Annotated in this window: 24 protein-coding genes; 14 read left to right on the top strand and 10 right to left on the bottom strand. The window is 67.3% G+C overall.

Annotated features, from left to right (window positions below; genetic code table 11):
* Nucleotides 1-151: 151 nt before the first annotated feature.
* Nucleotides 152-502 carry a hypothetical protein gene (locus E9536_RS31395; protein ID WP_136471996.1) on the bottom strand — a complete coding sequence of 117 codons (351 nt, stop codon included), beginning with the start codon at nucleotides 500-502 and terminating at the stop codon, nucleotides 152-154.
* A gap of 226 nt (nucleotides 503-728) precedes the next feature.
* Nucleotides 729-1,646 carry a LysR substrate-binding domain-containing protein gene (locus tag E9536_RS31390; RefSeq protein ID WP_027789893.1) on the bottom strand — a complete coding sequence of 306 codons (918 nt, stop codon included), beginning with the start codon at nucleotides 1,644-1,646 and terminating at the stop codon, nucleotides 729-731.
* A gap of 326 nt (nucleotides 1,647-1,972) precedes the next feature.
* Here E9536_RS31390 and fae point away from each other — a divergent pair, with 326 nt between their 5' ends.
* The 4 genes from fae (at nucleotide 1,973) to E9536_RS31370 (ending at nucleotide 6,530) form a co-directional block, all read left to right on the top strand.
* Nucleotides 1,973-2,497, top strand: a complete 525-nt coding sequence (gene fae, locus E9536_RS31385) for a formaldehyde-activating enzyme (protein ID WP_027789894.1) — start codon at nucleotides 1,973-1,975, stop codon at nucleotides 2,495-2,497.
* Between the two features lie 41 nt (nucleotides 2,498-2,538).
* The gene (locus E9536_RS31380) at nucleotides 2,539-3,561 is read left to right on the top strand and encodes an aldo/keto reductase (RefSeq protein ID WP_060316157.1); all 1,023 of its coding nucleotides are present in this window, start codon (nucleotides 2,539-2,541) and stop codon (nucleotides 3,559-3,561) included.
* A 22-nt stretch (nucleotides 3,562-3,583) separates the two neighbouring features.
* Nucleotides 3,584-5,035, top strand: a complete 1,452-nt coding sequence (locus E9536_RS31375) for an NAD-dependent succinate-semialdehyde dehydrogenase (RefSeq protein WP_060358874.1) — start codon at nucleotides 3,584-3,586, stop codon at nucleotides 5,033-5,035.
* Between the two features lie 160 nt (nucleotides 5,036-5,195).
* On the top strand, nucleotides 5,196-6,530 hold the full coding sequence (locus tag E9536_RS31370) for an MFS transporter (RefSeq protein ID WP_247873541.1): 1,335 nt from the start codon (nucleotides 5,196-5,198) through the stop codon (nucleotides 6,528-6,530).
* A gap of 157 nt (nucleotides 6,531-6,687) precedes the next feature.
* Here E9536_RS31370 and E9536_RS31365 read toward each other — a convergent pair whose 3' ends face one another.
* Nucleotides 6,688-6,987, bottom strand: coding sequence for a type II toxin-antitoxin system RelE/ParE family toxin (locus tag E9536_RS31365; RefSeq protein WP_060373327.1), 300 nt, complete (start codon nucleotides 6,985-6,987; stop codon nucleotides 6,688-6,690).
* A complete protein-coding gene (locus E9536_RS31360; protein ID WP_136471992.1) occupies nucleotides 6,984-7,241 on the bottom strand; it encodes a type II toxin-antitoxin system ParD family antitoxin in 258 nt (85 codons plus the stop codon). Before E9536_RS31360 ends, E9536_RS31365 begins: the two co-directional genes overlap by 4 nt.
* A gap of 207 nt (nucleotides 7,242-7,448) precedes the next feature.
* Between E9536_RS31360 and E9536_RS31355 the strand changes: the two genes are divergently transcribed.
* The 3 genes from E9536_RS31355 (at nucleotide 7,449) to E9536_RS31345 (ending at nucleotide 9,377) form a co-directional block, all read left to right on the top strand.
* Entirely contained in the window at nucleotides 7,449-8,183 is a 735-nt protein-coding gene (locus E9536_RS31355; protein ID WP_136471990.1) for a hypothetical protein, read from the top strand.
* A 106-nt stretch (nucleotides 8,184-8,289) separates the two neighbouring features.
* Nucleotides 8,290-9,015 carry a hypothetical protein gene (locus E9536_RS31350; RefSeq protein ID WP_136471988.1) on the top strand — a complete coding sequence of 242 codons (726 nt, stop codon included), beginning with the start codon at nucleotides 8,290-8,292 and terminating at the stop codon, nucleotides 9,013-9,015.
* Nucleotides 9,016-9,113: 98 nt separating this feature from the next.
* Nucleotides 9,114-9,377 (top strand): hypothetical protein, encoded by a 264-nt coding sequence (locus tag E9536_RS31345; protein WP_124840512.1) that lies wholly within the window; start codon nucleotides 9,114-9,116, stop codon nucleotides 9,375-9,377.
* Nucleotides 9,378-9,446: 69 nt separating this feature from the next.
* On the opposite strand, the gene E9536_RS31340 is transcribed toward E9536_RS31345, so the two are convergent.
* Nucleotides 9,447-10,322, bottom strand: a complete 876-nt coding sequence (locus tag E9536_RS31340; RefSeq protein WP_124546291.1) for a LysR substrate-binding domain-containing protein — start codon at nucleotides 10,320-10,322, stop codon at nucleotides 9,447-9,449.
* A gap of 248 nt (nucleotides 10,323-10,570) precedes the next feature.
* On the opposite strand from E9536_RS31340, the gene E9536_RS31335 reads away from it, so the two are divergent.
* The 5 genes from E9536_RS31335 (at nucleotide 10,571) to E9536_RS31315 (ending at nucleotide 17,649) form a co-directional block, all read left to right on the top strand.
* Nucleotides 10,571-11,509, top strand: a complete 939-nt coding sequence (locus tag E9536_RS31335; RefSeq protein ID WP_011356424.1) for a LysR substrate-binding domain-containing protein — start codon at nucleotides 10,571-10,573, stop codon at nucleotides 11,507-11,509.
* Between the two features lie 332 nt (nucleotides 11,510-11,841).
* A complete protein-coding gene (gene aldA, locus E9536_RS31330; RefSeq protein WP_136471986.1) occupies nucleotides 11,842-13,266 on the top strand; it encodes an aldehyde dehydrogenase in 1,425 nt (474 codons plus the stop codon).
* A gap of 130 nt (nucleotides 13,267-13,396) precedes the next feature.
* A complete protein-coding gene (locus E9536_RS31325; protein ID WP_247873540.1) occupies nucleotides 13,397-14,752 on the top strand; it encodes an MFS transporter in 1,356 nt (451 codons plus the stop codon).
* Nucleotides 14,749-15,966 (top strand): mandelate racemase/muconate lactonizing enzyme family protein, encoded by a 1,218-nt coding sequence (locus E9536_RS31320; protein WP_060194299.1) that lies wholly within the window; start codon nucleotides 14,749-14,751, stop codon nucleotides 15,964-15,966. Before E9536_RS31325 ends, E9536_RS31320 begins: the two co-directional genes overlap by 4 nt.
* A gap of 15 nt (nucleotides 15,967-15,981) precedes the next feature.
* Nucleotides 15,982-17,649: a GMC family oxidoreductase N-terminal domain-containing protein gene (locus E9536_RS31315; RefSeq protein WP_136471982.1), complete on the top strand. Its 1,668-nt coding sequence runs from the start codon at nucleotides 15,982-15,984 to the stop codon at nucleotides 17,647-17,649.
* Nucleotides 17,650-17,735: 86 nt separating this feature from the next.
* Here the strand turns inward: E9536_RS31315 and E9536_RS31310 are convergent, their stop codons facing one another.
* Nucleotides 17,736-18,035 carry a barstar family protein gene (locus tag E9536_RS31310; RefSeq protein WP_027789908.1) on the bottom strand — a complete coding sequence of 100 codons (300 nt, stop codon included), beginning with the start codon at nucleotides 18,033-18,035 and terminating at the stop codon, nucleotides 17,736-17,738.
* Nucleotides 18,036-18,190: 155 nt separating this feature from the next.
* Nucleotides 18,191-19,084 (bottom strand): LysR family transcriptional regulator, encoded by an 894-nt coding sequence (locus E9536_RS31305; protein WP_060174205.1) that lies wholly within the window; start codon nucleotides 19,082-19,084, stop codon nucleotides 18,191-18,193.
* A 121-nt stretch (nucleotides 19,085-19,205) separates the two neighbouring features.
* Here E9536_RS31305 and E9536_RS31300 point away from each other — a divergent pair, with 121 nt between their 5' ends.
* Nucleotides 19,206-20,237, top strand: coding sequence for an NAD(P)H-quinone oxidoreductase (locus E9536_RS31300; protein ID WP_060180718.1), 1,032 nt, complete (start codon nucleotides 19,206-19,208; stop codon nucleotides 20,235-20,237).
* A gap of 14 nt (nucleotides 20,238-20,251) precedes the next feature.
* Here E9536_RS31300 and E9536_RS31295 read toward each other — a convergent pair whose 3' ends face one another.
* From E9536_RS31295 to E9536_RS31285, 3 genes are all read right to left on the bottom strand, one after another.
* Complete coding sequence (locus E9536_RS31295; RefSeq protein WP_124533822.1) at nucleotides 20,252-21,073, bottom strand: betaine/proline/choline family ABC transporter ATP-binding protein; 822 nt, start codon at nucleotides 21,071-21,073, stop codon at nucleotides 20,252-20,254.
* 14 nt (nucleotides 21,074-21,087) lie between these two features.
* Nucleotides 21,088-22,053 carry a proline/glycine betaine ABC transporter permease gene (locus E9536_RS31290; protein WP_021160532.1) on the bottom strand — a complete coding sequence of 322 codons (966 nt, stop codon included), beginning with the start codon at nucleotides 22,051-22,053 and terminating at the stop codon, nucleotides 21,088-21,090.
* Between the two features lie 70 nt (nucleotides 22,054-22,123).
* Entirely contained in the window at nucleotides 22,124-23,161 is a 1,038-nt protein-coding gene (locus E9536_RS31285; protein ID WP_136471980.1) for an ABC transporter substrate-binding protein, read from the bottom strand.
* A 576-nt stretch (nucleotides 23,162-23,737) separates the two neighbouring features.
* Between E9536_RS31285 and E9536_RS31280 the strand changes: the two genes are divergently transcribed.
* Nucleotides 23,738-24,889 (top strand): porin, encoded by a 1,152-nt coding sequence (locus E9536_RS31280; RefSeq protein WP_136471978.1) that lies wholly within the window; start codon nucleotides 23,738-23,740, stop codon nucleotides 24,887-24,889.
* Nucleotides 24,890-25,287: the final 398 nt, after the last annotated feature.

Raw genomic sequence — 25,287 nt, 5'->3', positions numbered from 1 at the left:
CCTCCGCATGCATGATCGGCGCCGCGCACGCAGCATCGCGCGCCTGTCCGCCGCCTGAGGGCGGACAGCACGGCGACCGGCGATCGGGCGGCGGATCGGACAAGCCATCAAGGAACGAACCACAACCCACGAGCAACAGCCGTTCCCGACTTCACCGTGCCTTCGGCCCGACCCGCAACCGGCGCGCGACCGGCCCGATCACCGCATCGGCCTGCTGCGCGATCAGCATGTGCAGCGTGAAATCCAGGTCTTCCGGCGCGATGTCGAAGTGCACGTGGACCACGTCGCGCACGGCACGCGCGCCGACGACGTACACGCCGAGCGGGGAATGCAGCAGCGCCGCGAGCCGCGCATGCGCGTGTTCTCCGGAGTCGGCCGTCAGCGTGACGGGCAACTGCAGGCGCGGGCGCGGCGGCGGGAACGGAATGACGTTGTTGCGTACGCCGGCGCGCAACTGGCGGCCGGCGACATCGAAGGCGGGAACGGGATGAATGAAGGTCATGGAGCGGACGGAAGCCGTCTCGGCTGTTCGACACGTCCCCAGCTTAGAAGAGACCGCATAAACGTCGTGCAAAAAAACGGGCCGCCCGTGCAAAAAACGGCACGGGGGACACAACACGTCAATGGCCAGCGGCATGGCGGCCGGCCGTGCGGTCGCGATGCGCGCGCCGCGACCGCCCGCCACCCGCCGCGGTTCGTGCCCATCACGCCGTGCGTCGGCCGCCGCGCTACGCGAACGCTTCGAGCGACGCGCGCCGCCGCTCGTCGACCATCGATTCGATCAGCGACACCAGATCGTCGGTCAGCGGATCGCAGATGCCCGGCGAGCGATGCAGTTCGAGATCGGCCGCCGGCAGCAGCGGCAGCCCGTCCGTCTCGTCGAGCACGCGCCAGTTCTCGGGCAGCGTGCAGCGGTCGATCATCGTCACGGCCGCGCCGTGGTTCACCGCGATCTTGATGCCGGTCGGGCTCTGGCTCGTATAGACGACGTGATACGGCCGCCCGGCCGTCGCGAGCGCCTGCAGCCCGCGCTGCCGGTAGCAGCACGTCTCCGGAAACAGCGCGAGCGGCACCGACGCCTGCGGGCCGAGCACGAAATCGCGGTGCGCGGCCCACACGACATCGTGACGGCCGAGCAGCCGCCCGCCCGCGTTCGGCCCGTGCCGCACGACGAGCGCGACGTCGAGCTCGCCGGCCTGCAGCCGTTCGAGCAGTTCGAGCGACGTGCGGCAATGCACGTGAAAACGCGCGCCCGGCCGCATCGCATAGAACGATTTCAGCAGGTCGGGCAGCCACAGCTCCGCGTAGTCCTCCGGCAGCCCGAAGCGCACGACGCCGCGATCGCTGCTCGCCTGCTTCAGCGCGAGGATCGCGTCGTTCTGCACCTGGATGATGCGGCGCGCATGGATCAGGAAATTCTCGCCGTCGCGTGACAGTTCGAGCCGTCGGCTGTTGCGCATGAACAGGTGCGTGTCGAGCCGCTCCTCGAGCGTGCGGATGCGCAGGCTGATCGTCGACTGCGTGCGATGCAGTTGCCGGGCCGCCGCGGTGAAGCCGCCGCTCTCGACCACGGCGACGAATGCCCGGATCAGTTCCGGATCGAGCGAACTGAGCTTCGACCAATCGGGCCTTTGAATGGCAGCCATCGGAATTACTCGCTTTCGAAAAAAGAAGGGAAGACGAAAGATAGGGCTCGGAGTACGCCGATTGTTGTCCGGATGCGCCCGGCCCTCCAACCCCTGCCCGGGTATGACAAACCCGGAGCCGGTTCACGAACGAGCACCCGGCAGTTCCGCCCCGCCCGTCGTCACGACACCGGCCGAGGCCCGCCCGGCGGGCGTCCGCGTGACGGGCCCAGGGCTTTCCCGGAGACGACGAAAACTCATAGCCCGATCAGAAAACATCGATTCACCGGCCGCGCCGCGGCCCACCACAATCGCCTCACACCCAACCTCATCGACGAGACATCGCAATGACCGCATCCCAACCCAGGCAGCTTTACATCGGCGAAGGCTTCGAAGGCCCCGGCGTCAACCTCGCGCACATCAACGTGCTGGTCGGCCCGCGCAACGGCCCCGCGGGCCAGGCGTTCGCCACGGCCCTCGCGACGCCGTCGGCCGGCCATGCGCCGTTCGTCGTGATCGCGCAGCCGGGCGTGCCGACCAAGCCGCTCACGCTGTACGTCAACAAGGCGCAGATCGCCGGCGATTTCCACGGCAACGCCACGTGGGGCGCGTCGCAGGCCGGCATCGCGAAGGCCGTCGCCGAAGCGCTCGAGAACGGCACGCTGCCGCCCGAAGCGGAGAACGACTGGGTCGTCGTGTCGGCGAACTGGGTGAACCCGCAGACCGACGATCTCGATGCCGTGTTCGAGAACAACTATCGCGCGTGCCGCACCGCGATCGTCGCCGCGATGGAAGGGCTGCCGCATCGCGATGCGGTATTCGCCGCCGCGCGCGACGTGTCGAACCCGTTCTACACCCCGAAGAAAAACTGAAGACGACAAGCGGCCGACACAAGGCCGCACCTGGAGGAAGCATGGAATACGTCCGCCTCGGCCAGTCCGGCCTGAAGGTGTCCCGCCTGTGTCTCGGCACGATGAACATGGGCACCCCCGACTGGAAACCCTGGATCTTCGACGAAGCGCAGAGCGAGCCGATCGTGCGCCGCGCGCTCGACGCCGGCGTGAACTTCATCGATCTCGCCGATTTCTATTCGACGGGCGTCGGCGAGGAAGTGGTCGGCCGCATCCTGAAGCGCAACGCGCGCCGCGAGGAGCTCGTCGTGACGACCAAGGTCGGCTACGACATGGGCAGCTACCCGAACGCGGGCGGCCATTCGCGCAAGCACGTGCTCGACGGCATCGACGCTTCGCTGACGCGGCTCGGGATGGATTACGTCGACATCTTCATGCTGCACTTCTTCGACGTGAACACGCCCGTCGAGGAAACGATGAGCGCGCTGCACGACATCGTGCGCGCGGGCAAGGCGCGTTATATCGGCGTATCGACGATGTATACGTGGCAGTTCGCGAAAATCATGCAGGCCTGCGAACGAAACGGCTGGGACAAGCCGATCAACATGCAGCTGCAGCTGAACCTCGCGTATCGCGAGGAGGAGCGCGAGATGGTGCCGTACTGCATCGACCAGGGCGTCGGCGTGTCGGTGTTCAGCCCGCTCGCGCGCGGCCTGCTGACCTGCGAGCCGCAATCGACGCGCAACCAGACCGACTTCTTCACCGCGCAGATGTACGGCGATGCCTCATCGCTCGCGATCGCGGAATCGGTCGCGAAGGTCGCGAAGCGACGCGGCGTGCCGCCCGCGCAGATCGCGCAGGCGTGGGTGCTGAGCCGCCCCGGCGTCGCGAGCATGCTGGTCGGCGCGGATTCCGTCGCGCAGTTCGACAGCGCGCTCGGCGCGCTCGAGACACAGCTCACCGAAGAGGAATTGCACGAACTGGAGCGCAACTACACGCCGTGCGACCTGATCAACGACTACACGGCCGGCAAGCGCATCGCGCGCGCGTCGCGTCCGGCGCAGGGCAGTTTCGCGACGGACTGACGCACTGAAGGAACGACACACGATGAACGAATTTCTGAGAACCGGCCATTACATCGGCGGTGAATGGCACGAACCGCATGGCGCGAGCGATGCGACCTATCCGGTGCGGAACCCCGCGACCGGCGAAACGATCGCGAAAGTCGCGAAAGGCGGCGCCGACGACACGCAACGCGCCATCGACGCGGCCGCGCACGCGTTCCCCGCGTGGCGCGCACTGACCGCGAAGGAGCGCGGCGCACGCGTGAAGCGCTGGGGCGAGCTGATGCTCGAACATCGCGACGCGCTCGCCGGGCTGCTGACGCGCGAGCAAGGCAAGCCGCTCGCGGAAGCGCGCGGCGAAGTCGCTTACGCGGCGAGCTTTCTCGAATGGTTCGCGGAAGAAGCGAAGCGCATGTACGGCGACGTGATCCCGAGCCCGAAGCCGGATGCGCAGATCGTCGTCACGCGCGAGCCGGTCGGCGTCGTCGCGGCGATCACGCCGTGGAATTTCCCGCTCGCGATGATCACGCGCAAGGCCGGCCCCGCGCTCGCGGCCGGCTGCACGATGGTGCTGAAGCCGTCGGAGGAAACGCCGCTGTCGGCGTTCGCGCTCGCGGTGCTCGCCGAGCGCGCGGGCGTGCCGGCCGGCGTGTTCAACGTCGTGTCGGGCGACGCGGTCGCGATCGGCGAAACGCTGACGAGTTCGCCCGTCGTGCGCAAGCTGTCGTTCACGGGCTCGACGCGGGTCGGCAAGCTGCTCGCGAAGCAGTCGGCCGACACGCTGAAGAAGCTGTCGCTCGAACTCGGCGGCAACGCGCCGTTCATCGTGTTCGACGATGCCGATCTCGATGCGGCGGTCGCGGGCGCGATCGCGTCGAAGTTCCGCAACACGGGCCAGACCTGCGTGTGCGTGAACCGCTTTCTCGTGCAGGACGGCGTGTACGACGCATTCACGCGCAAGCTCGCGGACGCCGTGCGCACGCTGCGCGTCGGCAACGCGCTCGCAGGTGAGGTCGACCAGGGGCCGCTGATCAACGAGGCGGCGCTCGGCAAGGTCGAGCGGCACGTGGCCGATGCGGTCGCGAAGGGTGCGCACACGCTCACCGGCGGCAAGCGTCATGGGCTCGGCGGCACGTTCTACGAGCCGACCGTGCTGACCGGCATGACGGCCGACATGCTGATCGCCGAAGAGGAAACCTTCGGCCCCGTCGCCGGCTGCTTCCGCTTCACGACCGAGGAAGAGGCCGTCGCCGCGGCCAACGATACGCCGTTCGGGCTGTCCGCGTACTTCTATACGCGCGATCTCGGCCGCGCGTGGCGCGTGTCGGGTGCGCTGGAAAGCGGAATGGTCGGCGTCAACGACGGGATCATCTCGACCGAAGTCGCGCCGTTCGGCGGCGTCAAGCAATCGGGGCTCGGCCGCGAGGGCTCGAAGTACGGCCTCGACGAATACGTGGAACTCAAGTACACACTGATGGCCGGCCTCGGCCGCTGACCGCTGACCGCGGTCGACCCGCGCCGCGCGGCGCCCGGCCGCGCGGCGCCTTGCACGGCGCTCGCGGCGCAGCGCCGCCTGCGCGCGCCGCCGCGCGCCAGATAACGATCCAGGAGGCAGCTTGACCCAAGCCGACGTTCAATCCGGCACCGCGCGCGCGTTGCCGCTGTCGCGTGGCACCGATGCGCCGCACCGCCCCGTCGCGCTCGACGACGTGCCGCTCAACCGTTTCCACGTGAAGATCGCCGGCCTGACGTTCGGCGCGCATTTCACCGAAGGCTACACGCTCGGCACGATCGGCTACGCGCTCGCCGCGCTCGGCAGGCAAATGCCGATCGACGCGTTCTGGATGGGGATGATCGGCAGCTCGGCGCTGATCGGTATCTTCCTCGGCAGCCTCGTGTTCGGCTGGCTGTCCGACCGGATGGGCCGCCAGAAGATTTTCCTGACGAGCTTCGTGATCATCACGGCGGCCGCGTTCGCGCAGTTCTTCGTCACGTCGCCGCTCGAACTGTGCGTACTGCGCGTGCTGATCGGCTTCGGGATGGGCGGCGATTTCACCGTCGGCCACGCGATCCTCGCCGAATTCTCGCCGCGCAAGCATCGCGGCACGCTGCTCGGCTCGTTCAGCGTGATCTGGACGATCGGCTATGTCGCCGCGAACGTGCTCGGCCTCGCGTACGGCGACGCCACGCCCGACGCATGGCGCTGGCTGCTCGCATCGGCTGCTTTGCCTGCGCTGATCGTGCTGGTGCTGCGGATCGGCACGCCCGAATCGCCGCGCTGGCTGCTCGGCAAGGGCCGCGTGCAGGAAGCGCGCGCCATCGTCGCGAAACATTTCGGGCCGCACGTGATGCTCGACGGTTCGGCCGAACCGCATGCGAATGCCGGCTTCGCGCGACTGTTCCGGCGTGACCTGATCCGCCGCACGATTTTCAACTGTGCGTTCTTCGTGTGTCTCGTGATTCCGTATTTCGCGATCTACACGTTCCTGCCGACGATCCTGAAGACGATCGGCCTCGCCGAAGGCTTCGGTGCGGACCTGTTGCTGAACGCGTTCCTCGTGCTGGGCGCGCTGATCGGCATAGGGCTGACGATCCGGCTGTCGCGACGCGGCTTCCTGATCGGCTCGTTCGCGGTGACGTGCGCGTCGCTCGTTGCGCTCGCGGTGCTGCCGTCGGCGGCGGCCGTCGCGATGATCGTCGCGTTCGCGATCTTCACGCTGACGATGTCGGCGTTCAGCAACCTCGTCGGCGTGTTCCCGCCCGAGTGCTTCCCGACCGAAGTGCGCGCGAGCGGCGTGGGCCTCGCGATCGCGTGCAGCCGGCTCGGTTCGGCGATCGGCACGTTCCTGCTGCCTGCCGGCATCGCGACGCTCGGCTTTCACGCGACGATGTTCGCGCTCGCGGGCGTGCTGCTGGTGGGGATGATCGTGTCGATCGCGTGGGCGCCGGAGACGAAGCATCTGACGCTGGAGGAGGCGTCGGGGCATTGACGACGGAGGCGGGTGGCGTGCCCGCCTGCTTCGTCACGCTCGGTGCTTTCGCTTCGACTCGCCGCCGATGCGTACCGGCGGTGCCGATCGCGATTCGAACGAACCCGGCCGCGGCCGGGTTCGCGCATTCCGGGCGCGATGCAGTGCGCGCGTTCGTTCAGAACAGAATCGACGCGTAGTCCCGCGCGCCGTGCAGGATGTGAAGAATGTCGATCCGCGCCGGCGGATCACCGACGACCCGATAGAAGATCTGGTAGTTGCCGTACACGCGGTGCCGCACACCGTGACGCTCGAAGCGCGGCACCAGCGGAAACGCCAGCGGCATCGCGGCCAGACTCATGCACTTGTCGCGAATCTCCTGCACGAACGTCACGGCGCGTTGCGGGTTGTCGCGTGCAATGTCATCGGCGACCGCTTCGAGTTCGTCAATCGCAAAATCGGACAGGCGCACGATCAGGCCTGCCGATCCGCCCGCCCCCGATACTTCGCCTCGAGACGGTCGAAGACTTCCGCCGCCTCGGCGCCGCGTCCTGCTTCCGCATCGGCCAGGCTGCGCGCGATCACTGCGTCCAGCGCATTCAGTTGCGTCTCGCGATCCTGGATCAGGCGCACGCCTTCGCGCAGCACTTCGCTCTTGGATCCGTAGCGCCCCGATTCGACCAGCTTCGCGACGTAAGCCTCCAGTTGCTGGCCCAGTTCCGCACTGATCATGCCGACCTCCCGACCGGATTGAATTCGATCCGCCGAGCGTACCTTGGTTATCAACTATTATCAAGAAGACACGCTCCGGACGGAACGGCGCGAACACTTTCACGGCCGATCGGGTGAATGGACGAAACGGGATTCAGGCAGGCTGCGGCGGTGCCGGCATTCATCCGGGTTTCGCCTTCACTCGTGTAGCCTTGCCGAACGCCCACCATGCGAACACCGATCATGATTGAAGACATCGTCACGCCACAACCCGGCCTGAAGGTCTACCCGTCGGACACCGACGTCTTTGCCGAGGCCGATGCCGCACTCGCGCGCCATCTGCATCCGCTCGTGTCGATCGACCTGTCGACGGTCGATCCGTCGTGGCAGGGCTGGGTCCACCTGCTCAGCCCGGTCGAACCTTATGACGGGCTCGTCGGGCAGGACACGGCCGCGTACCACAACGACTATCTTCGCGCGAACTGGATCGGGTTCCGGCTCGACGACAACAACCGCTACACGCTGCTCGGTGACCGGCGCTACTTCTATCTGGAAAACCCGCCCGACCCGCGTGACGCAGGCTATCGCAAGGAACTGGAAGCGCATTACGCCGAACAACAGGCCAGCATCGAAGCCGCGCGCAAGCGGTTCGCCGAATACGGCGTGCTCTACTCGTCGAACCAGTACGCGCCGGACGAGCGCGATTTCAGCCAGGAAAAGCCGTGCAATCTCGTCGACCAGCTTGGCGGATCGGTCGGCTGGGGCAACTGGTCGGGCACCTCGGATTTCCCGGTCGACGACAGCGATCCGGACGACATCCGGCCGATCGGCCCCGACGGGGCGCGCTTTCGCTTCGTTGCCGGCGTGACTGGATGGGAATATCGCGCGGCGGGCGCCGACTGGATTCTCCTGTTTTACGAACCGGTCAGCCGCGTGGCGCTGCTGACGTTCGACTGGTCGTAAGGCGGGCGGGACGGCGGGCGTTCCGCCTCGTGATTGGCCGTTCGGCGGACTCGGCGCGGCGGATTCGCGGCGATAGGCTGGGGTTTTCCGATTTTCGACCGCAACCATGCCCGCCCGCCTTGTCGACCTCAGCCATGTCCTGCCGTACGAGACGACGTACTTCGACGACCGGCTCGCGGTCGAACGAAACGGCCTCGATATTTCCGCGTTGCTGGGTGTGGACGGTCACGTTCCCGACGCGTTGCTGGTTTCGTTGTGCGGCGCGCCGTCCGGCTCCGACGTTCAGGCCTATCTCGACAGCGCCGACAAGTTGACGTTTGCCGTCACCCATCCGACGCTGATTCGATCGGAAAACCGGATATCGGTATTCCGAACCGTTGACACGCGAGTGCTTGAACTCCGTGCAATCGATCTGGCCGACGGCGCGGTCGCCGGATTCGGCGCGGCAATGCTCTGGAGAATCGTTCGAGCGTGTGATACGTTGGACATCGCCCGGATCAGCGCCTTGGCGATGGGGGGCCGCAAATCGCCGCCGGAACCCGGCGGGCCCCGGCTCCATGGATACTACGCATGGCCGAGGTTCGGTTTCGATGCGCCCATTCCGGGCGCGCATGCGGATGAAGCAGCCCTGTTCCAGTATTTCCAGGGATATCCGGTCGGGTTGGCCGACGGGTCACTTCGATCCCTGCGCACGCTCTATGCGACCCGGGTCGGGCGAGACTTCTGGCGAGTCGCCGGATCACATCGGTGGATGACATTCGACGTTACGCCGCATGGTGCATCCGTGCTGACACTGCAGGATTACTTGATCGAGAAGGGGATTTACGGATGACGGGAAAGCACAGCCGAATCGCCGGATTCCAGATTGCGCAGCCTTCGGCGGCACGCAGTCGCACAACGAACGGGAATCGTGTCGTCCGGCGCGCGGAAATGAGACGACTCCTTGAAGAATTCCTCGCGCGCGAACTCCATCGCAGTCTCGCGCATACGTCCGCCGCCGTGCTGGCCGCACCGCCGGCCGGTGCGTCGGCGCCGCCGCCGAGAGCCGTCTTCAACGTGGGGCGCATCGATCCGTCGAAGTCCACGTTGCCCATCATCTCGGAGGCCGAAGCCAAAGCTATCGGGGGCCGGGAAACGTTCATGCACTTCGGTCTGGATCCCGATCTGTACACCGCAACGTGTGACACTCTCTGACAGATCGGAATGGGAGGATCGGTGCGTGAACGATCGACGCGCGCATCGCAATCTCCCCGTCCGCCCCCCCTACCCCTTCCGCCCCACCTGTTCCCTCACCCACGCGGCAAACGCAAGCACGTGCTCGACCGCGACACTCTCCGGCTCGACATCGAGCCAATAGCCGAACGGCCCGATCGGCTGCACCGGCGACAGCCGCACGAGGCTGCCTTCGGCGATCTCCTCCTCGATCATGTTCAGGTCGACCACCGCGAGCCCCGCCCCCTTGCGCGCTGCGCGAATCGCCTGTTCGAGCGTGGAAAACTCGATGCCGTCGCCGATCCGCGCCACCGGCACGCCCGCCTGCTCGCACCAGTCGGCCCACAGCGTCAGGCGCTTGCCTTCGTGCAGCACATGCAGCGACGGCAGCCGGCCGAGCAGCACGTCGAGCGCATCGCCGCGATAACGCGGCGCACCGACGAGCGCATGCCGCTCCATCATCAGCAGCTCCGACTGCATCCCAGTGCGCGCCGCGCGCCCGAAGCGGATGTGGCAATGGCAATCGTCGGCCGGCTCGGTGCGGATCGACAGCTCGACGTCGGGCAGCGCCTCCGCGAGTGTGCCGAGCCGCGGCGAAAACCACTGCGTCGCGAACGTCGGCGGCAGCGACACCGTCAGGCGCCGCTTCGCACCCGGCCGCGTGGCGGCGACTTCGTCGACGCCGCGCTCGATCGTGTCGAACGCCTGCCCGATGAACGGCAGCAAGCGCTCGCCGGCCTCGGTCAGGCGCACGCCCTTGTGATCGCGCTCGAACAGCCGCGCGCCGAGCGCTTCCTCGAGCAGCCGGATCTGCCGGCTCACCGCCCCCTGGGTCACGCACAGCGAAACCGCCGCACGGTTGAAGCTCAGGTGACGCGCGGTCTCCTCGAAAAATCGCAGCGCGATCAACGATGGCAGGCGTCGCATGTTGTGTGTCCCCTTCGTTCGTATCGTTCGTATCGTTCGTATCGTTCACGTCGTTCGTGCCGTTGCCGGCCGTCACCGCCGTCCATCCCGCGGGCCGCCTGATCGCAACCCTGCGCGCCAGCCGCCGCGCCGTAAAAACCCCGAGGGCCCGCGCCCTCGTTCGCCTCCATTCATCGTCCCCGCGCCCGCGCCGCCCGCCTACAATAAGCATCCCGCACCAAACACGACACCGCCCCGTGAGACGCAAGATGCCGGCGCTGAACGCGCTGAAAGCCTTCGAGATGGCCGGCCGCACCGGCAGCTTCACGCGCGCGGCCGAACTGCTCAACGTAACGCAGAGCGCGGTGAGCCGCCAGGTTCGCCAGCTCGAAGGCCAGCTCGGCGAAACCCTGCTCGAGCGGCGTCATCACCAGCTCGAACTGACGGCGGCCGGCCGTGTGCTGCTGCGCGCGCTGCAGCAATCGTTCGACAAGATCGAGCTGACCGTGCGCAGCCTGCAGGAAAAAACCCACCTGAACCGCCTGCGCGCGAACGTGCCGCCCACCTTCGCCGCGCGCTGGCTGATGCCGCGGCTCGGCCGGCTGCGCGACGCGCATCCCGAATTCGAGCTGAGCCTCACGACCCGCATTCACGACAGTCTCGGCGAATCGCGCGTGCTCGACTGCGCGATCCGGTTCGGCGACGGCGAATGGGACGGCTTCGACAACGCACTGCTGATGCAGGAGCAGCATATCGCCGTCTGCGCACCGGCGCTGTATGCGCGGCTGCGACAGGACGGCGCGCCGATCGACCTGAACCGCTTCACGCTGCTGCACGTGCTCGCCACCGACGACCAGCGCTACCTGACCTGGCAGCACTGGCTGAAGGCCGCCGGCATCGCCGACGTCGACACGCGCGGCGGCTACGAATTCGACCTGCTCGACCACGCGATCCGCGCGGCGATCGACGGCCTCGGGATCACGATCGCCGATCGCCACATGGTCGCGCGCGAACTGGCGACCGGGCAACTGATGCAGGTGCTCAACGTGCACGTCGACGGCCATCAGTCGTACTGGTTCGTCACGCGGCCCGAACAGACGAACCTGCCGCACATCGTCCAGTTCCGCGACTGGCTGCAGCAGGAAGTGTGGCTCGCGAAGCGCCACCTCGAACCGTCGTCGCCGCTTCCGCAAGTGCCGCTGGCCTAGCAGCCCCCCGCCCCGAACGACCGCGAACGCCGTCAACCGGCACGCGCGGGCGACACCTTACCGGCTTCCACGCCCGTCCGCATTCTGCCCCGTCTGAAAATGCGGCCCGGCCACCGCCCGCCCCGCGCCCGTCCCCCCCGGCCCGCGCCACGGCAGCCTTGCCGGACGGGCGATTCCGGCCGACAGCCCGAGTAACGTGCGTTTTTCTCATGCCCGGCACGAAAATAAGTCGTTTGTCGTGCGCTAAACGCATGAACAGAATGGCCTCTGTCCCGTGCCGCGCGTGTCGCCACCCGAAGCGATCCGCCTGCATTCATCGGAGGAGTCACTTCATGCGCACCGAACGCAATTACGTGAACGGCCGTTTCGTCGCCCCGGAAAGCGACGCGTTCATCGTCGTCCACAATCCCGCCACCGAAGCGCCGTTCGCGCGCGTGCCGGCCGCGACGCCGGCCGACGCACTCGCCGCCGTCGACGCCGCGGCCGCCGCGCAGAAGGCGTGGCGCAAGCTGCCGAGCGCCGAGCGCGCCGCGTACCTGCACCGCTTCGCCGACGCGCTGACCGCGCGTGCGCCCGAGATCGGCGCGGCGCTCGCGCAGGAATCCGGCAAAAGCGTCGAGGACGCATCGAACGAAGCCGTCTACGCGGGCCAGATCACGCACTATCACGCCGAGTGGGCACGCCGGATCGAGGGCGAGATCATCCCGAGCGACACGCCCGACGAGAACCTGTTCCTGCAGCGCGAGCCGATCGGCGTCGTCGCGTGCCTGATCCCGTTCAACTATCCTGTCTACACGCTGCTGCGCAAGGTCGCGCCCGCGCTGATCGCCGGCAACACCGTGGTCGTGCGGCCGAGCAACCACACGCCGGTATCCGCGTTCGAGATCGCGAAGGCGGCCGACGATGCGGGCTTCCCGCCGGGCGTCGTCAACATTCTGACGATGGATCACGCGACGGCCGAAGCGCTGTGCACACACCCGGCAGTCGGGATGATCACGCTGACAGGCAGCGTGAACGCGGGCCGCAAGGTGCTCGATTACTGCAAGGCGAACATCGCGAAGCCGTCGCTCGAACTCGGCGGCAAGACGCCCGCGATCATCGAGCCCGACGCCGATCTCGAACGCGCGGCCGCCGCGCTCGTCGCGTCGAAGACGACCCATTGCGGCCAGCTCTGCACGGCGATCGAGCGCGTGTATGTACACGACAGCGTGCACGACCGTTTCGTCGCACTGCTGAAGGAGAAGATGGCGGCCGTGCGCATCGGCGACCGGGCGGAAGACGCCACGCGGATGGGCCCGCTCGTCAGCGCATCGGCGCGCGCGCACATCCACGCGATGGTCGAACGCGCGATCGCGGCAGGCGCGACGCTCGAAACCGGCGGCGCGATCCCCGACGGCCCCGGCTTCTTCTACCCGGCCACGCTGCTCACCGGCGTGCGGCAGGACATGGAGATCGTGCGGGAGGAGACCTTCGGCCCGATCATGCCGGTGCTGCGCTACGCGACGATCGATGAAGCGATCGCGCAGGCGAACGACCACCAGTTCGGCCTGTCGTCGGTGCTCTACACCGAGCATTACCGCACCGCGATGACCGTCGCGAACGCGATCGAAGCCGGCGAGCTGTACGTGAACCGCACGCCGGCCGATCCGTACCAGGGCTTCCATGCCGGCTGGAAACGTTCGGGCCTCGGCGGCGACGACGGCAAGCACGGGATGCTCGAATTCACGCAGACGCGCCTCGTCGTCATGAAGTACTGACATCGCGATACCCACGTACCGTTTCCGGCGCGCGCACCAACGCACCACGCCGCGCGCCGGCCCTGCCCCGACCAGACCATAAAAAAACTGCAGGCGTCCGCCTCAAGGACGCCTGATGGAGGATGACATCATGCCGACCCAACCGTCGACGCCAGCGGCGTCGCTCGCGTTGCAAGACAAAGCGCTCGACGCTCACGCGTCGCAGCACTCCCGTGCGCAACGCTACCTGCAACTGCTGCTGCTCGTGATTGCCGCGGGCGCGATCTATCCGATGCTGTATCTGCGGCAGGTGTACCAGCCGACGATGCTGCAGTTCTTCCATATCGACGACGTGCAGCTCGGCTACCTGTATTCGTCGCTCGGCACGATCTTCCTCGTCAGCTACCTGCCGAGCGGCTGGCTCGCCGACCGCCTGTCGCCGCGCTGGCTGATCTGCTTCTCGCTGCTCGCGACGGGCGCGCTCGGGCTCGCCTACGCGACCGGGCCGTCGTTCGACACGCTCGTGCTGATCTTCGGCGGCTGGGGGCTGACCACCGGCCTCACGTTCTGGGCCGCCGTGATCAAGCGCGTGAACATGATCGCGGGCCCCGACGAACAGGGCCGTTTCTTCGGGCTGCTCGACGGCGGCCGCGGGCTCGTCGAGGCGCTGCTCGCGACGATCGCGATCACGCTGTTCGCCTACGTCACGCAGGCGCACGGCGGCACCGATGCGGCCGGCTTCAGGCTCGTCGTGCACCTGTACGCGTTCTTCTGCATCGCGCTCGGCGTGCTGCTCGCGCTGGTGAAGGATCCAGCGGGCGCGAGCGACCGTGCGGCCGCCGCGCAGCGCCGCACCGGCAGCGACCGCCAGGGCAACGTGCTGACCGACCTGAAGACGCTCGCGGCGATCCCCGAGCTGTGGCTCGTCGCCGCGATCGTGTTCTGCGGCTACCAGGTGTTCTGGGCAACGTACAGCTTCTCGGCCTATCTGCACGAAGGCAATTTCGGGCTCAGCGCGACGGCGGCCGGCTTCATCACGACGCTCAAGCTGTGGATGCGCCCAATCGGCGGCATCGGCGGCGGCTTCCTCGGCGACCGCGTATCGAAGGTGTCGGTGCTGTTCTGGGCGCTGCTGCTCGCCGCGCTGTCGCTCGTCGGCCTGATCGCCGCGCCCGCGCACAGCCCGCAGGCGATGCTCGTCGCGCTCGTGCTGTTCATCGGCATCCTCACCTACGCGATCCGCGGCCTGTACTGGTCGCTGCTCGACGACTGCAAGGTGCCGACGCATTGCGCCGGCCTCGCGATCGGCCTGATCTCGGTGCTCGGCTATTCGCCCGACGTGTTCGTGCCGCTGATCAATGGCTACGTGACGCAGACCTTCCCGGGCGCGCACGGCTACCAGCTCTATTTCGGCTATATCGCGGCCATCGCGCTCTGCGGCGCGGGCGCGGCCGCCTTCCTCAAATACCGTCTCACCCGCATTCACCGAATCCAGGAGTCCGCATGAAGATCGTTTCGCTCGAAACCCATATCGTCGCCGTGCCGCCGCCGCATGTCGGCGGGATGTACTGGATCTTCGTGAAGCTGAAGACCGACGACGGCATCGAAGGCGTCGGCGAGATCTATTCGGCGACGTTCGGCCCGAAGGCGATGGCCCCGATCATCGACGACGTGTTCGAACGCCACCTGCTGAACCGCGACCCGCATCACGTCGAACGGCTGTTCCGCCAGGCCTATTCGAGCGGCTTCACGCAGCGACCGGACCTCACGATGATGGGTGTCGTCAGCGGCCTCGAAATGGCGTGCTGGGACATCATCGGCAAGGCCGCCGGCAAGCCCGTGTACGAACTGCTCGGCGGGCAGATCCACGAGCGGCTGCGCTCGTACACGTACCTGTACCCGAAGAACGCGAAGGGCGAATACGACTACGACGATCCCGATCTCGCGGCCGAATGCGCGGCCGAGAACGTGAAACTCGGCTTCACCGCCGTGAAGTTCGACCCGGCCGGCCCGTACACGGCCTACTCGGGCCACCAGCTGTCGCTGGACGTGCTCGACCGCTGCGAGACGTTCTGCCGCAAGGTGCGCGAAGCCGTCGGCAGCAAGGCCGACCTGCTGTTCGGCACGCACGGGCAGATGGTGCCGTCGTCGGCGATCCGGCTCGCGAAGCGGCTCGAGAAGTACGACCCGCTGTGGTTCGAGGAGCCGGTTCCCCCCGGCCAGGAAGAAGCGATCGCGCAAGTCGCGAAGCACACGTCGATCCCGATCGCGACCGGCGAGCGCCTGACCACCAAGTACGAGTTCCACAAGCTGCTGCAGGCGGGCGGCGCGTCGATCCTGCAGCTGAACGTCGCGCGCGTGGGCGGCCTGCTCGAAGCGAAGAAGATCGCGACGCTCGCCGAAGTGCACTACGCGCAGGTCGCACCGCACCTGTACAACGGGCCGGTGGGCGCCGCCGCGAGCATCCAGCTCGCGACCTGCACGCCGAACTTCCTGATCCAGGAAAGCATCATGACGTGGGGCGGTTTCCATGCCGAAGTCGTGAAGACGCCGATCCGCTGGGAGGACGGCTACATCATCCCGTCCAACGAGCCGGGCCTCGGCATCGAGCTCGACATGGACGTCGTGCGGCGCCACACGCCCTACACGGGCGAACGGCTGCACCTGCAGATGGGCGAACACCCCGTCGACGTGAAGGATCTCGCCCCCGCGAAGGGCTGAGCGCAAAGGACAGACATGAGCTACGACTACATCATCGTCGGCGCGGGCTCGGCCGGCTGCATCCTCGCGAACCGCCTGAGCGAATCGGGCCGGCACTCGGTGCTGCTGCTCGAGGCGGGCGAACGCGACGCGTCGTTCTGGTTCAAGGTGCCGGTCGGCTTCACGAAGACCTACTACAACCGCCGCTACAACTGGATGTACTACAGCGAGCCCGAAGCGCAGCTCGCCGATCGCAAGCTGTACTGCCCGCGCGGCAAGGTGGTCGGCGGGTCGGGCTCGATCAACGCGATGGTCTACGTGCGCGGCCAGCGCAGCGACTACGACGACTGGGCGGCCGCCGGCAATCCGGGCTGGGCGTACGACGACGTGCTGCCCTACTTCCGCAAGCTCGAAACCCACGCGGCCGGCACGACCTATCCGCAGCATCACGGCGCGACGGGGCCGATTCACATCACGTCGATGAAGGCCGACGTGCATCCGATCGTCCACGAATTCCTGAAGGGCTGCGGCGAACTGAACCTGCCGCGCACCGACGACTTCAACGGCGCGCAGTTCGAAGGCGCGGGCATCTACGACCTGAACACGAAGAACGGCGAACGCTGCTCCAGCAGCTTCGCGTACCTGCGTCCCGCGCTGGGCCGCGCGAACCTCACGCTGCGCGCTGGCGTGCTCGTGCGGCGCGTGACCTTCGACGGCACGCGCGCCACCGGCGTGGTCGTCGCGGGCGAGCACGGCGACGAAACGCTCGTCGCCGTGCGCGAGGTGATCCTCGCGGCCGGTGCGGTCGATACGCCGAAGCTGCTGCAGTTGTCGGGCGTCGGCGATCCGGCGCTGCTCGCGCGCCGGCGCGTGCCGCTCGTGCATGCGCTGCCGGCCGTCGGCCGCAACCTGCAGGACCACCTGTGCGTGAGCTTCTACTTCAAGGCGAACCGGCCGACGCTGAACGACGAGATGGGCACGCTGCTCGGCAAGGTGAAGATCGGGCTGCGCTACCTGCTGACGAAGCGCGGGCCGCTCGCGATGAGCGTGAACCAGGCCGGCGGCTTCTTCCGCGGCACCGATGACGCGCAGGAACCGAACCTCCAGCTCTACTTCAACCCGCTGTCGTACCGGATTCCGAAGAGCGACCGCGCGAGCATCAAGCCCGAGCCTTACTCGGGCTTCCTGATCGCGTTCAACCCGTGCCGGCCGACGAGCCGCGGCACGATCGAGATCGCGTCGAACCGCGCGGAAGATGCCGCGAAGATCCACGTCAACGCGCTCACCACGCGGAAGGATCTCGACGAAGCCGTGCAGGGCAGCAAGGTGATCCGTGCGCTGATGCGCGCGCCGGCGCTGAAGTCGATGACCGTCGAGGAAATCTCGCCGGGGCCGCAGGTCGATTCCGACGAAGCGTTGCTGCAGTATTTCCGCGAGCAGTCGGGTTCGATCTACCACCTGTGCGGCTCGTGCGCGATGGGGCCGGACGCGGCGACGTCGGTGGTCGATGCGTCGCTGCGCGTGCACGGGCTGCAGGCGCTGCGGATCGTCGATGCGTCGGTGTTCCCGAACATCACGTCGGGCAACATCAACGCGCCGACGATGATGGTCGCGGAAAAAGGCGCGGATCTGATCCTGGCGGATGCGGGGCACGGCGAAGCGTCTGCCGTGAGCGCAAGCGAACGGGAAACGGTCACGCATTGAGGCGGCTGCGTTTTCGCCGATTGCCGTTCCGGCAATCGGCTTCACGACGCAACTCGATGCAACGCGATGCAACGTTAACGCCGCGACTATGCGCAATAGGACAACACGATCAACGGATCCCCCCCTTCCTTCGTTGCTCGCCAATTGATGAACGCGCTGCACTCGACGAGTGCGGCGAAAATCTCCGGGTTGCGCTCCTTCAACGCTCCCGCATCGTCGATCCGCAGCGACACGATGCCGTGCTCGTAGCAATAGTCGCTCATGCAATCATTCCATGCATTCATGTTCCGGCCGTAGTAACCCGGAAATCCGAATTCGCTAGCGAAGTAGTCGTGAAACTTCGCCCAATCGCCAAGCGCTTTTCCGTCCACACTGAATCGATTCATCGAGTCCTCTCGTTCACCGTAAAATCACTGCCGCCGTTCGCTATTCACGCCCCCAAGGCCGGCTCGCCAGCATCGAACAGGTCACACCCGCCCGGGCCGATCCTGCAGATCGCCGACACGTCGCAGCGTGCCGCATCCCGTCCTTCGATTCACATTCAATCCCCCGCTCTGCCCCGCGCGTCCACCTCGTCGAACACCCGCACGATGTGATCGATCATCGCGCTCATCCGCGCGGTATGCCGCAGGTCCTTGTGCGTGACCATCCAGACTTCATAGGGCCGCGCCGACGTGCGCGCCGGCCACACGCGCACCAGCCCGTCGCGCTCCGCGATCGGCACCGGGAGCTCGGCGAGCCCGAGCCCGGCGCGCGCGGCCGCGCGCAGCATGAGATTCGAATTCAGCCCCGACACGATCCGCCCCGCGCGCACCGGCTCGCCGACCACCGTCAGCGGGCTGCGCGCATTCAGGTGCGGCAGGAAGCACACGAGGTCGTGCCCTTCGAAGCCGGTGCCGGGCGCCGGCTCGCCATGCCGCGCGAGATAGTCCTCTGACGCGTACAACGCCGTCGGCCATGCCGCGAGCCGGCGCATGAGCAGATCGGGATTGTCGGGCTTGATCGTGCGGATCGCGATGTCCGCCTCGCGCTTGGCCAGGTTCTCCACCTGCGTCGACGTGTTGAGCAGCACGCGCACGTCCGGATGCTCGTCGTGCAGGTTACGCATCGCGCGCATCACGAATTCGAGCCCGATCGTATCGGTCGTCGTCACGCGCACGTCGCCGGCGAGGCGCCGGTCGACGCCCTGGGTCTGCCGCACCAGATCGATCGCCGACTGTTCCATCTTCTCCACGTTGCGCAGCGCCACCTCGCCCACCGCGGTCGGCACGTACCCGGCCGACGTGCGCAGGAACAGCGTCGCCCCGAGCGCGCGCTCGAGCGCGGCGAGCCGCCTGCCGACCGTCGCCTGGTCGAGCCCGACCGCCCGCGCGGCGCCGCGCAGGCTGCGTTCACGGTGGATCGCGAGAAAAATCCGTGCGTCGTCCCAGTTCAAGCGCCTTCTCCCGGTGTGATGCAAATTTGCATCTGTGGTCGTGAAAATCGCTGCGCGAATTCATCAAGGCCCAAGCCTATACTTTTTTCACCGATCACTCACCTGTCTTTCCGAGGCAAACATGTCCGAAACGCTCTCCCCCGTTCCCGCCGACATGGCGGCAGTCGAAATCACCCGCCCCGGCGGCCCCGAAGTCCTCGCGACCGCACGTCGCCCCGTGCCGCGGCCGAAAGCCGACGAAGTGCTGATCCGGGTTCACGCCGCCGGCGTGAACGGCCCGGACGTGCTGCAACGCAAGGGGCTCTACAACCCGCCGCCCGGCGCATCCGACATCCCGGGCCTGGAAATCGCAGGCGAAGTCGTCGCGACCGGCGAAGCCGTGCGCGACTTCGCGCCGGGCGACCGGGTCAGCGCGCTGGTGACGGGCGGCGGTTATGCGGAATACGCGGTCGCCCATCACCTCACGACGATGAAGCTGCCGCCCGGCCTCGACATGATCGAAGCCGCGGCGATGCCGGAAACGTTCCTGACGGTCTGGCTGAACCTGGTCCAGCGCGGGCGGCTGCAGGCGGGCGAATCCGTGCTGATCCACGGCGGCGCGTCGGGCATCGGCACCACAGCGACGATGATCGCGAAGGCGATGGGCGCGTCGACCGTCATCACGACGGTCGGCTCGGAAGCGCATCGCGCCGCGAGCCTGCGCCTCGGCGCGGATCACGCGGTGCACTACCAGGAAGAAGATTTCGTGGCCGAAGTCGACAGGATCACTGCCGGCAAGGGCGTGGACGTGATCCTCGACATCATCGCGGGCGACTACGTCGCGCGCAATTACCGGGCCGCGGCGATGAACGGGCGGATCCTGCAGGTCAGCGCGCTCGCCGGGCCGGCGAAGGAACTCGACGTGTGGCCGATGATGACCAAGCGCCTCACGCACATCGGCTCGACGCTGCGCTCGCGCACGCCGGAGGAGAAAGGCGCACTCATCGCCGAACTCGAACGGCAACTGTGGCCGCACGTCGCGGCGGGCACGGTCAAGCCGCAGGTGTTCCGCACCTTCGCGCTCGACGACGCGCGCGGCGCGCACGTGCTGATCGACTCGGGCGAGCACGTCGGCAAGATCGTGCTGACGACGGCCGCGCACCGCGCGGCCTGACCGGGCACGACGCGTCAGTTCACGCTCGTGCGCTTCTCGACGAACCGCTTCACGTAATCGTCCGCCGGACGCGACAGGATGTCGTCCGGCGTGCCGACCTGCACGAGCGTGCCGTCACGCAGGATCGCGATCCGGTCGCCGATGCGCAGCGCCTCGTCGAGATCGTGCGTGATGAACACGATCGTCTTCGCAAGCGTCGCCTGCAGTTCGAGCAGCTGATCCTGCATCTCGGTGCGGATCAGCGGATCGAGCGCGGAGAACGCCTCGTCCATCAGCAGCACGTCGGTATCGGCCGCCAGCGCGCGCGCCAGCCCGACACGCTGCCGCATCCCGCCCGACAGCTCGTCCGGGTAATGATCGCCGTAACCGTCGAGCCCGACCTTCGTCAGCCAGTTGCGCGCGGCGTCAGCCGCGTCGTGCCGCTTCTCGCCGCGCGTGCGCAGCGCATACGCGGCGTTGTCGAGCACGGTCTGGTGCGGCAGCAGCCCGAAGTTCTGGAACACCATGCTGACCTTGTAGCGGCGCAGCTCGCGCAGCCCGTGCGCGTCGAGCTTGATCACGTCGCTGCCGTCGATCACGATCTCGCCGGCCGTCGGCTCGATCAGCCGGTTGAAGTGCCGCACGAGCGTCGATTTCCCGGAACCCGACAGCCCCATGATCACGAAGATCTCGCCCGACTCGATGCCGAGGCTCACGTCGTTGAGCCCGACGTTGCAGCCCGTTTCGGCCAGCACGTCGGCCTTGCGCCTGCCCGAACGCAGCAGGTCGAGCACGCGCGCATGCGCGGCCTGCGGCCCGAACAGCTTGTACACGTGTTTGACGTCGATGGTCGCCATGTCTGCCTCCGTTCCTATGCGCGCGACGATTGCGTCGCCTGATTCGAATCGACGCCCGCCGGCTGCGCCTTGCGCGGCAGCCGGTACGGCACGCGCGACGCGCCCTTCTGCCGGCGCTGCTGCGCGAGCCGGCGGCGTGCGCGCCGCTCCTGGCCGAAGCCCTGGCTGATCCGGTCGATCACGATCGCGAGGATCACGATCGCAAGGCCGGCCTGCGTGCCCTTGCCGACGTCGAGCGTCTGGATGCCCGCGAGCACGTCCTCGCCGAGCCCGCGCGAGCCGATCATCGACGCGATCACGACCATCGACAGCGCCATCATCGTCGTCTGGTTGATGCCAGCCATGATGCTCGGCCGCGCGAGCGGCAGCTGCACGTTGACGAGCAGCTGCCAGCGCGTCGTGCCGAACGCACGCGCGGCCTCCGTCACGTCCGGATCGACCTGGCGGATGCCGAGATCGGTCAGGCGGATCAGCGGCGGCAGCGCATAGATGATCGTCGCGAGAATCGCAGGCACCTTGCCGAGCCCGAACAGCATCAGCACCGGGATCAGGTACACGAAGCTCGGCAGCGTCTGCATCACGTCGAGCACGGGCAGCAGCATCCGCCGCAGCCACGCGCTGCGCGATGCGAGGATGCCGGCCGGCACGCCGATCGCGACCGACAGCACCGTCGCGACGAGCATCAGCGCGAGTGTCTGCATCAGCTTGTCCCACAGGCCGAAGCAGCCGATCGCGTAGAGCAGCAGCATGAAGAGCGCGCCGAGGCCGATGCGGCGCGTCGCATTCCACGCGATCGCGCCGACGACCAGCAGCACGAGCCACGGCGGCGCCACGCGCAACGCGCCTTCGAGCGGCACGAGCAGGTAGCGCAGCACGAGCACGCTGAAGTGATGGAAGCTGTCGCCGTATTGCGCGACGAAAGTCTCGAGCGCGCTGTTCACCCAGTCGGCGATCGACAGGTGCAGAAAGAAGCCGTTCATGTTGATTCTCCGTCGCGCCGCGAAGGCGCGTGACGGCGGCGGCGGGCGCGGGCCCGCCGCCGCGCGCAGGTTACGCGCCCTTCAGGCTGCCGGCGATCTTCTGCGCGACGTCGGCCGGCACCCATTGCTTCCACATGTCCTGGCGGGTCTTCAGGAACTGCGTGGCCATCGCCGCGCCGTCGATCTTCTTCGTGGTCATCTCGAGGATTGTCTGGTTCAGGAAGTCCATCGGGAAACGCACCTTGCCGAATACGCCGACGAGATCGGGATTCGCATCGGCGAACGGCTTCGACACGCCGACCGTCAGCCGCGACACCATGTACGACGACGCGCACTGGTGCGTGCTGCTCTCGTCGCGCAGCGTCTTCCAGCATGCGTCGTTATAGGCCGGCATCTTCAGCGCGGTGAATCTGTACTTCGCCATCAGCGCGGCCGGGCCCCAGTAATAGAACACGATCGGCGCGCCGCGCTGGTACGCGGACGCGATCGCCGCGTCGAGCGCCGCGCCGGTGCCCGGATGGAAGTTCGTGTACGACTGGTCGAGCTTCAGCACCTTCAGCAGACGCGTGTTCACACGCTCGCAGTCCCAGCCCGTCGGGCAGTTCAGGAAGCGGCCCTTGTCCGGTTCCTCCTCGTCGGCGAACACCTGCCTGAACTTCGGCAGATCGTCGACCGACACGAGCCCGGGCGCGACCGGCTTGATGTGGCGCGCCGGATCGCCCTTCACCACGTAGTCGGGCACGAACCAGCCTTCGGTCGTGCCGCCCGGCAGCGTGTCGCCGATCAGCTTCACGGCGCCCGACGAGACAGCCTTCGCGGTGATCTCGCTGCGGCCCGTCCACTGCTCGGCCCAGATCTGCAGGTCGTTGCGCGCGAGCGCCGTTTCGGTGGCGGCCGTGCTGCCCGGCACGACGTCCGTCTTGCAGCCGTAGCCCTTCTCCATGATCTGCCGCAGCACTTCGGTCGCGAACGACCCGCTCTCCCACGTGATGCCCGCGAAATGGACCGTCTTGCCGTCGGCGCACGCGCCGCCCGCCGCGTGGGCCGCGTGCGCGGACAGGATCGCCGCGGCGGCGAGAAGGACCGTTTTCAGTCGTCGAATCTGCATGGTGGGTCGTCTCCAAATCGAATCTGTTGTTTGTGCGTCGCGGCATACGCGGCGACCGGCGAATCGTGCATCCGGCCACGTCCGGTCAGCCTGCATGTTTCAGCCGCCAATATGTTTAGGGAAACGAGTAATTCCGATCATGGCTATCGGCAGCGCCAATCGATCTCCGGGCGCCCCGCCAGGCCCGCCCGGCGGGCCTCCCGGCCGATCCTCCCGCACCTGCGCACGGCCCCGGCCAAGCTGCGTCGCGCCCCGTCCGGCGAGGGCGCGACCGGCGTTGGCGCGCGCCGCCGCGCACACGGTTTCGACTGTCGAAACGGCCGGCCGCGACCCCATCGGCGAACCCGATCCCATCCATCGAAATTACTCGCTTCCGGTTCCTCTTCGGCTTGGGAAGAATGCGCGGTGTCATCGGAGGAGACACGACCCGGCACAGCCGGTCGCCGCGCCGCCGCGCATCGCGCGTTTCCGGCGCCGCGCGCGCTGCGCCGGAAACGCCCCGGATGACGGGGCGCGCCTCGCCGGTCGCGCCCACGACAACCGATACAAGAAGCTGGATATCCCGGAGATCTCTCAATGAAAAAGACCCTGACGGCGCTCGCCGTAACGGCAACCTTCGCCGCCCCCGTGTTCGCGCAGAGCAGCGTCACGCTGTACGGCGTGATCGACGAAGGCCTGAACTACACGAACAACGTCGGAACCGGCCACGTCTACGAGATGGCAAGCGGCTACGCGCAGGGCAGCCGCTGGGGCCTGAAGGGCAGCGAGGACCTGGGCGGCGGCATGAAGGCGATCTTCCAGCTCGAAAACGGCTTCGACGTGAACTCCGGCCGGCTCAACCAGGGCGGCCGCATGTTCGGCCGCCAGGCGTACGTCGGCCTGAGCCAGACGCAGTACGGCACGCTGACGTTCGGCCGCCAGTACGACTCCGTCGTCGACTATCTCGCGCCGACCACGGCCAACGGCAACTGGGGCGGCTACCTGCTCGCGCACCCGTTCGACAACGACAACACCGACAACTCGTTCCGCCTCGACAACACGGTGAAGTACGCGAGCCCGAACTTCGGCGGCTTCCAGTTCGGCGGCGCATACAGCTTCAGCAACAGCACGAACTTCTCGGACAACCGCGCGTACAGCTTCGGCGCGCAATACCAGAACAACGGCCTGCTGATCGGCGCCGCCTACCTGCAGGCGAACCGCCCGGGCAACGGCTCGGCCGGCGCGATCACCGCGAACGACGCGAGCTACATCGCGGAGCGCATGCGCGTGTTCGGCGCCGGCATCAACTACACGTTCGGGCCCGCGACGCTCGGCTTCGCGTACACGAACTCGAACTACAAGAACCCGACCGGCAACGGCTACCTCGGCACGCCGGGCGCGATCATCGCACCGGGCGCGACGGTCAGCGCGATCAAGTACCAGAACTTCGAGGTCAACGGTTCGTACCAGATCACGTCGGCGTTCATGGTCGGCGCGCAGTACGTGCTGTCGCTCGAGAAGTACGACGCGTCGACCGGCGACGCGAAACCGAAGATCCACTCGGTCGGGCTGATGGCCGACTACAACCTGTCGAAGCGCACCGACGTGTACGTGCAGGCCGCGTACCAGCACATCGCCGGCGACAAGACGAACTCGATCCTCGACAACGCGTTCATCCCCGGCACCGACGCGCCGTCGTCGACGTCGAACCAGGTGGCCGTGCGTCTCGCGCTGCGCCACAAGTTCTGACGCAACCCGGTTCTCCGTTCTTCACGCGACACCCGCGCCGGTCGGCCCGAGGTGTCTTCACCCGCCCGCACGCGCCAGCCTGCCGGCGGGTTTTTTCATTGTTCCTCGCCGATTTGCGGCGCGCGTGCGACAGCGGCCATCGCGTCGGACCGGACCCGCGCGTTCGACGGCCTCACGAAAATCCACGAAAATCGCTTCCGGCCTTTCATGTCCGCTGGTGCCCGTCTCGGTCCTGCGCACGCGCCGATACGTTCGCAGGGGTCGCGGTATCCGTCCGGCAGCGCACGTTTCGCCACGTTCGGGTCGATCACCGATAAGCCCCGCGCGGGATGAAGGGCGTTCGCGGTGGCGCATTGCTCACAATAGTTTGCAATTCCGCGTCAAGCCGGTCGATATGA

This window comes from Burkholderia sp. LS-044, from assembly GCF_004803625.1.
Taxonomy (GTDB): Bacteria; Pseudomonadota; Gammaproteobacteria; order Burkholderiales; family Burkholderiaceae; genus Burkholderia; species Burkholderia cepacia.
Note: the sequence above shows the minus strand (reverse complement) of the source record. Positions and strands in the feature narration are given on the sequence as shown.

What these genes read in the sequence shown, in the direction of transcription:
- E9536_RS31395 (WP_136471996.1), bottom strand. Translation starts at nt 502, where the DNA reads ATGACCTTCATTCATCCCGTTCCCGCCTTCGATGTCGCCGGCCGCCAG.
- E9536_RS31390 (WP_027789893.1), bottom strand. Translation starts at nt 1,646, where the DNA reads ATGGCTGCCATTCAAAGGCCCGATTGGTCGAAGCTCAGTTCGCTCGAT.
- fae (WP_027789894.1), top strand. Translation starts at nt 1,973, where the DNA reads ATGACCGCATCCCAACCCAGGCAGCTTTACATCGGCGAAGGCTTCGAA.
- E9536_RS31380 (WP_060316157.1), top strand. Translation starts at nt 2,539, where the DNA reads ATGGAATACGTCCGCCTCGGCCAGTCCGGCCTGAAGGTGTCCCGCCTG.
- E9536_RS31375 (WP_060358874.1), top strand. Translation starts at nt 3,584, where the DNA reads ATGAACGAATTTCTGAGAACCGGCCATTACATCGGCGGTGAATGGCAC.
- E9536_RS31360 (WP_136471992.1), bottom strand. Translation starts at nt 7,241, where the DNA reads ATGATCAGTGCGGAACTGGGCCAGCAACTGGAGGCTTACGTCGCGAAG.
- E9536_RS31355 (WP_136471990.1), top strand. Translation starts at nt 7,449, where the DNA reads ATGCGAACACCGATCATGATTGAAGACATCGTCACGCCACAACCCGGC.
- E9536_RS31350 (WP_136471988.1), top strand. Translation starts at nt 8,290, where the DNA reads ATGCCCGCCCGCCTTGTCGACCTCAGCCATGTCCTGCCGTACGAGACG.
- E9536_RS31345 (WP_124840512.1), top strand. Translation starts at nt 9,114, where the DNA reads ATGAGACGACTCCTTGAAGAATTCCTCGCGCGCGAACTCCATCGCAGT.
- E9536_RS31340 (WP_124546291.1), bottom strand. Translation starts at nt 10,322, where the DNA reads ATGCGACGCCTGCCATCGTTGATCGCGCTGCGATTTTTCGAGGAGACC.
- E9536_RS31335 (WP_011356424.1), top strand. Translation starts at nt 10,571, where the DNA reads ATGCCGGCGCTGAACGCGCTGAAAGCCTTCGAGATGGCCGGCCGCACC.
- aldA (WP_136471986.1), top strand. Translation starts at nt 11,842, where the DNA reads ATGCGCACCGAACGCAATTACGTGAACGGCCGTTTCGTCGCCCCGGAA.
- E9536_RS31325 (WP_247873540.1), top strand. Translation starts at nt 13,397, where the DNA reads ATGCCGACCCAACCGTCGACGCCAGCGGCGTCGCTCGCGTTGCAAGAC.
- E9536_RS31320 (WP_060194299.1), top strand. Translation starts at nt 14,749, where the DNA reads ATGAAGATCGTTTCGCTCGAAACCCATATCGTCGCCGTGCCGCCGCCG.
- E9536_RS31315 (WP_136471982.1), top strand. Translation starts at nt 15,982, where the DNA reads ATGAGCTACGACTACATCATCGTCGGCGCGGGCTCGGCCGGCTGCATC.
- E9536_RS31310 (WP_027789908.1), bottom strand. Translation starts at nt 18,035, where the DNA reads ATGAATCGATTCAGTGTGGACGGAAAAGCGCTTGGCGATTGGGCGAAG.
- E9536_RS31300 (WP_060180718.1), top strand. Translation starts at nt 19,206, where the DNA reads ATGTCCGAAACGCTCTCCCCCGTTCCCGCCGACATGGCGGCAGTCGAA.
- E9536_RS31295 (WP_124533822.1), bottom strand. Translation starts at nt 21,073, where the DNA reads ATGGCGACCATCGACGTCAAACACGTGTACAAGCTGTTCGGGCCGCAG.
- E9536_RS31290 (WP_021160532.1), bottom strand. Translation starts at nt 22,053, where the DNA reads ATGAACGGCTTCTTTCTGCACCTGTCGATCGCCGACTGGGTGAACAGC.
- E9536_RS31285 (WP_136471980.1), bottom strand. Translation starts at nt 23,161, where the DNA reads ATGCAGATTCGACGACTGAAAACGGTCCTTCTCGCCGCCGCGGCGATC.
- E9536_RS31280 (WP_136471978.1), top strand. Translation starts at nt 23,738, where the DNA reads ATGAAAAAGACCCTGACGGCGCTCGCCGTAACGGCAACCTTCGCCGCC.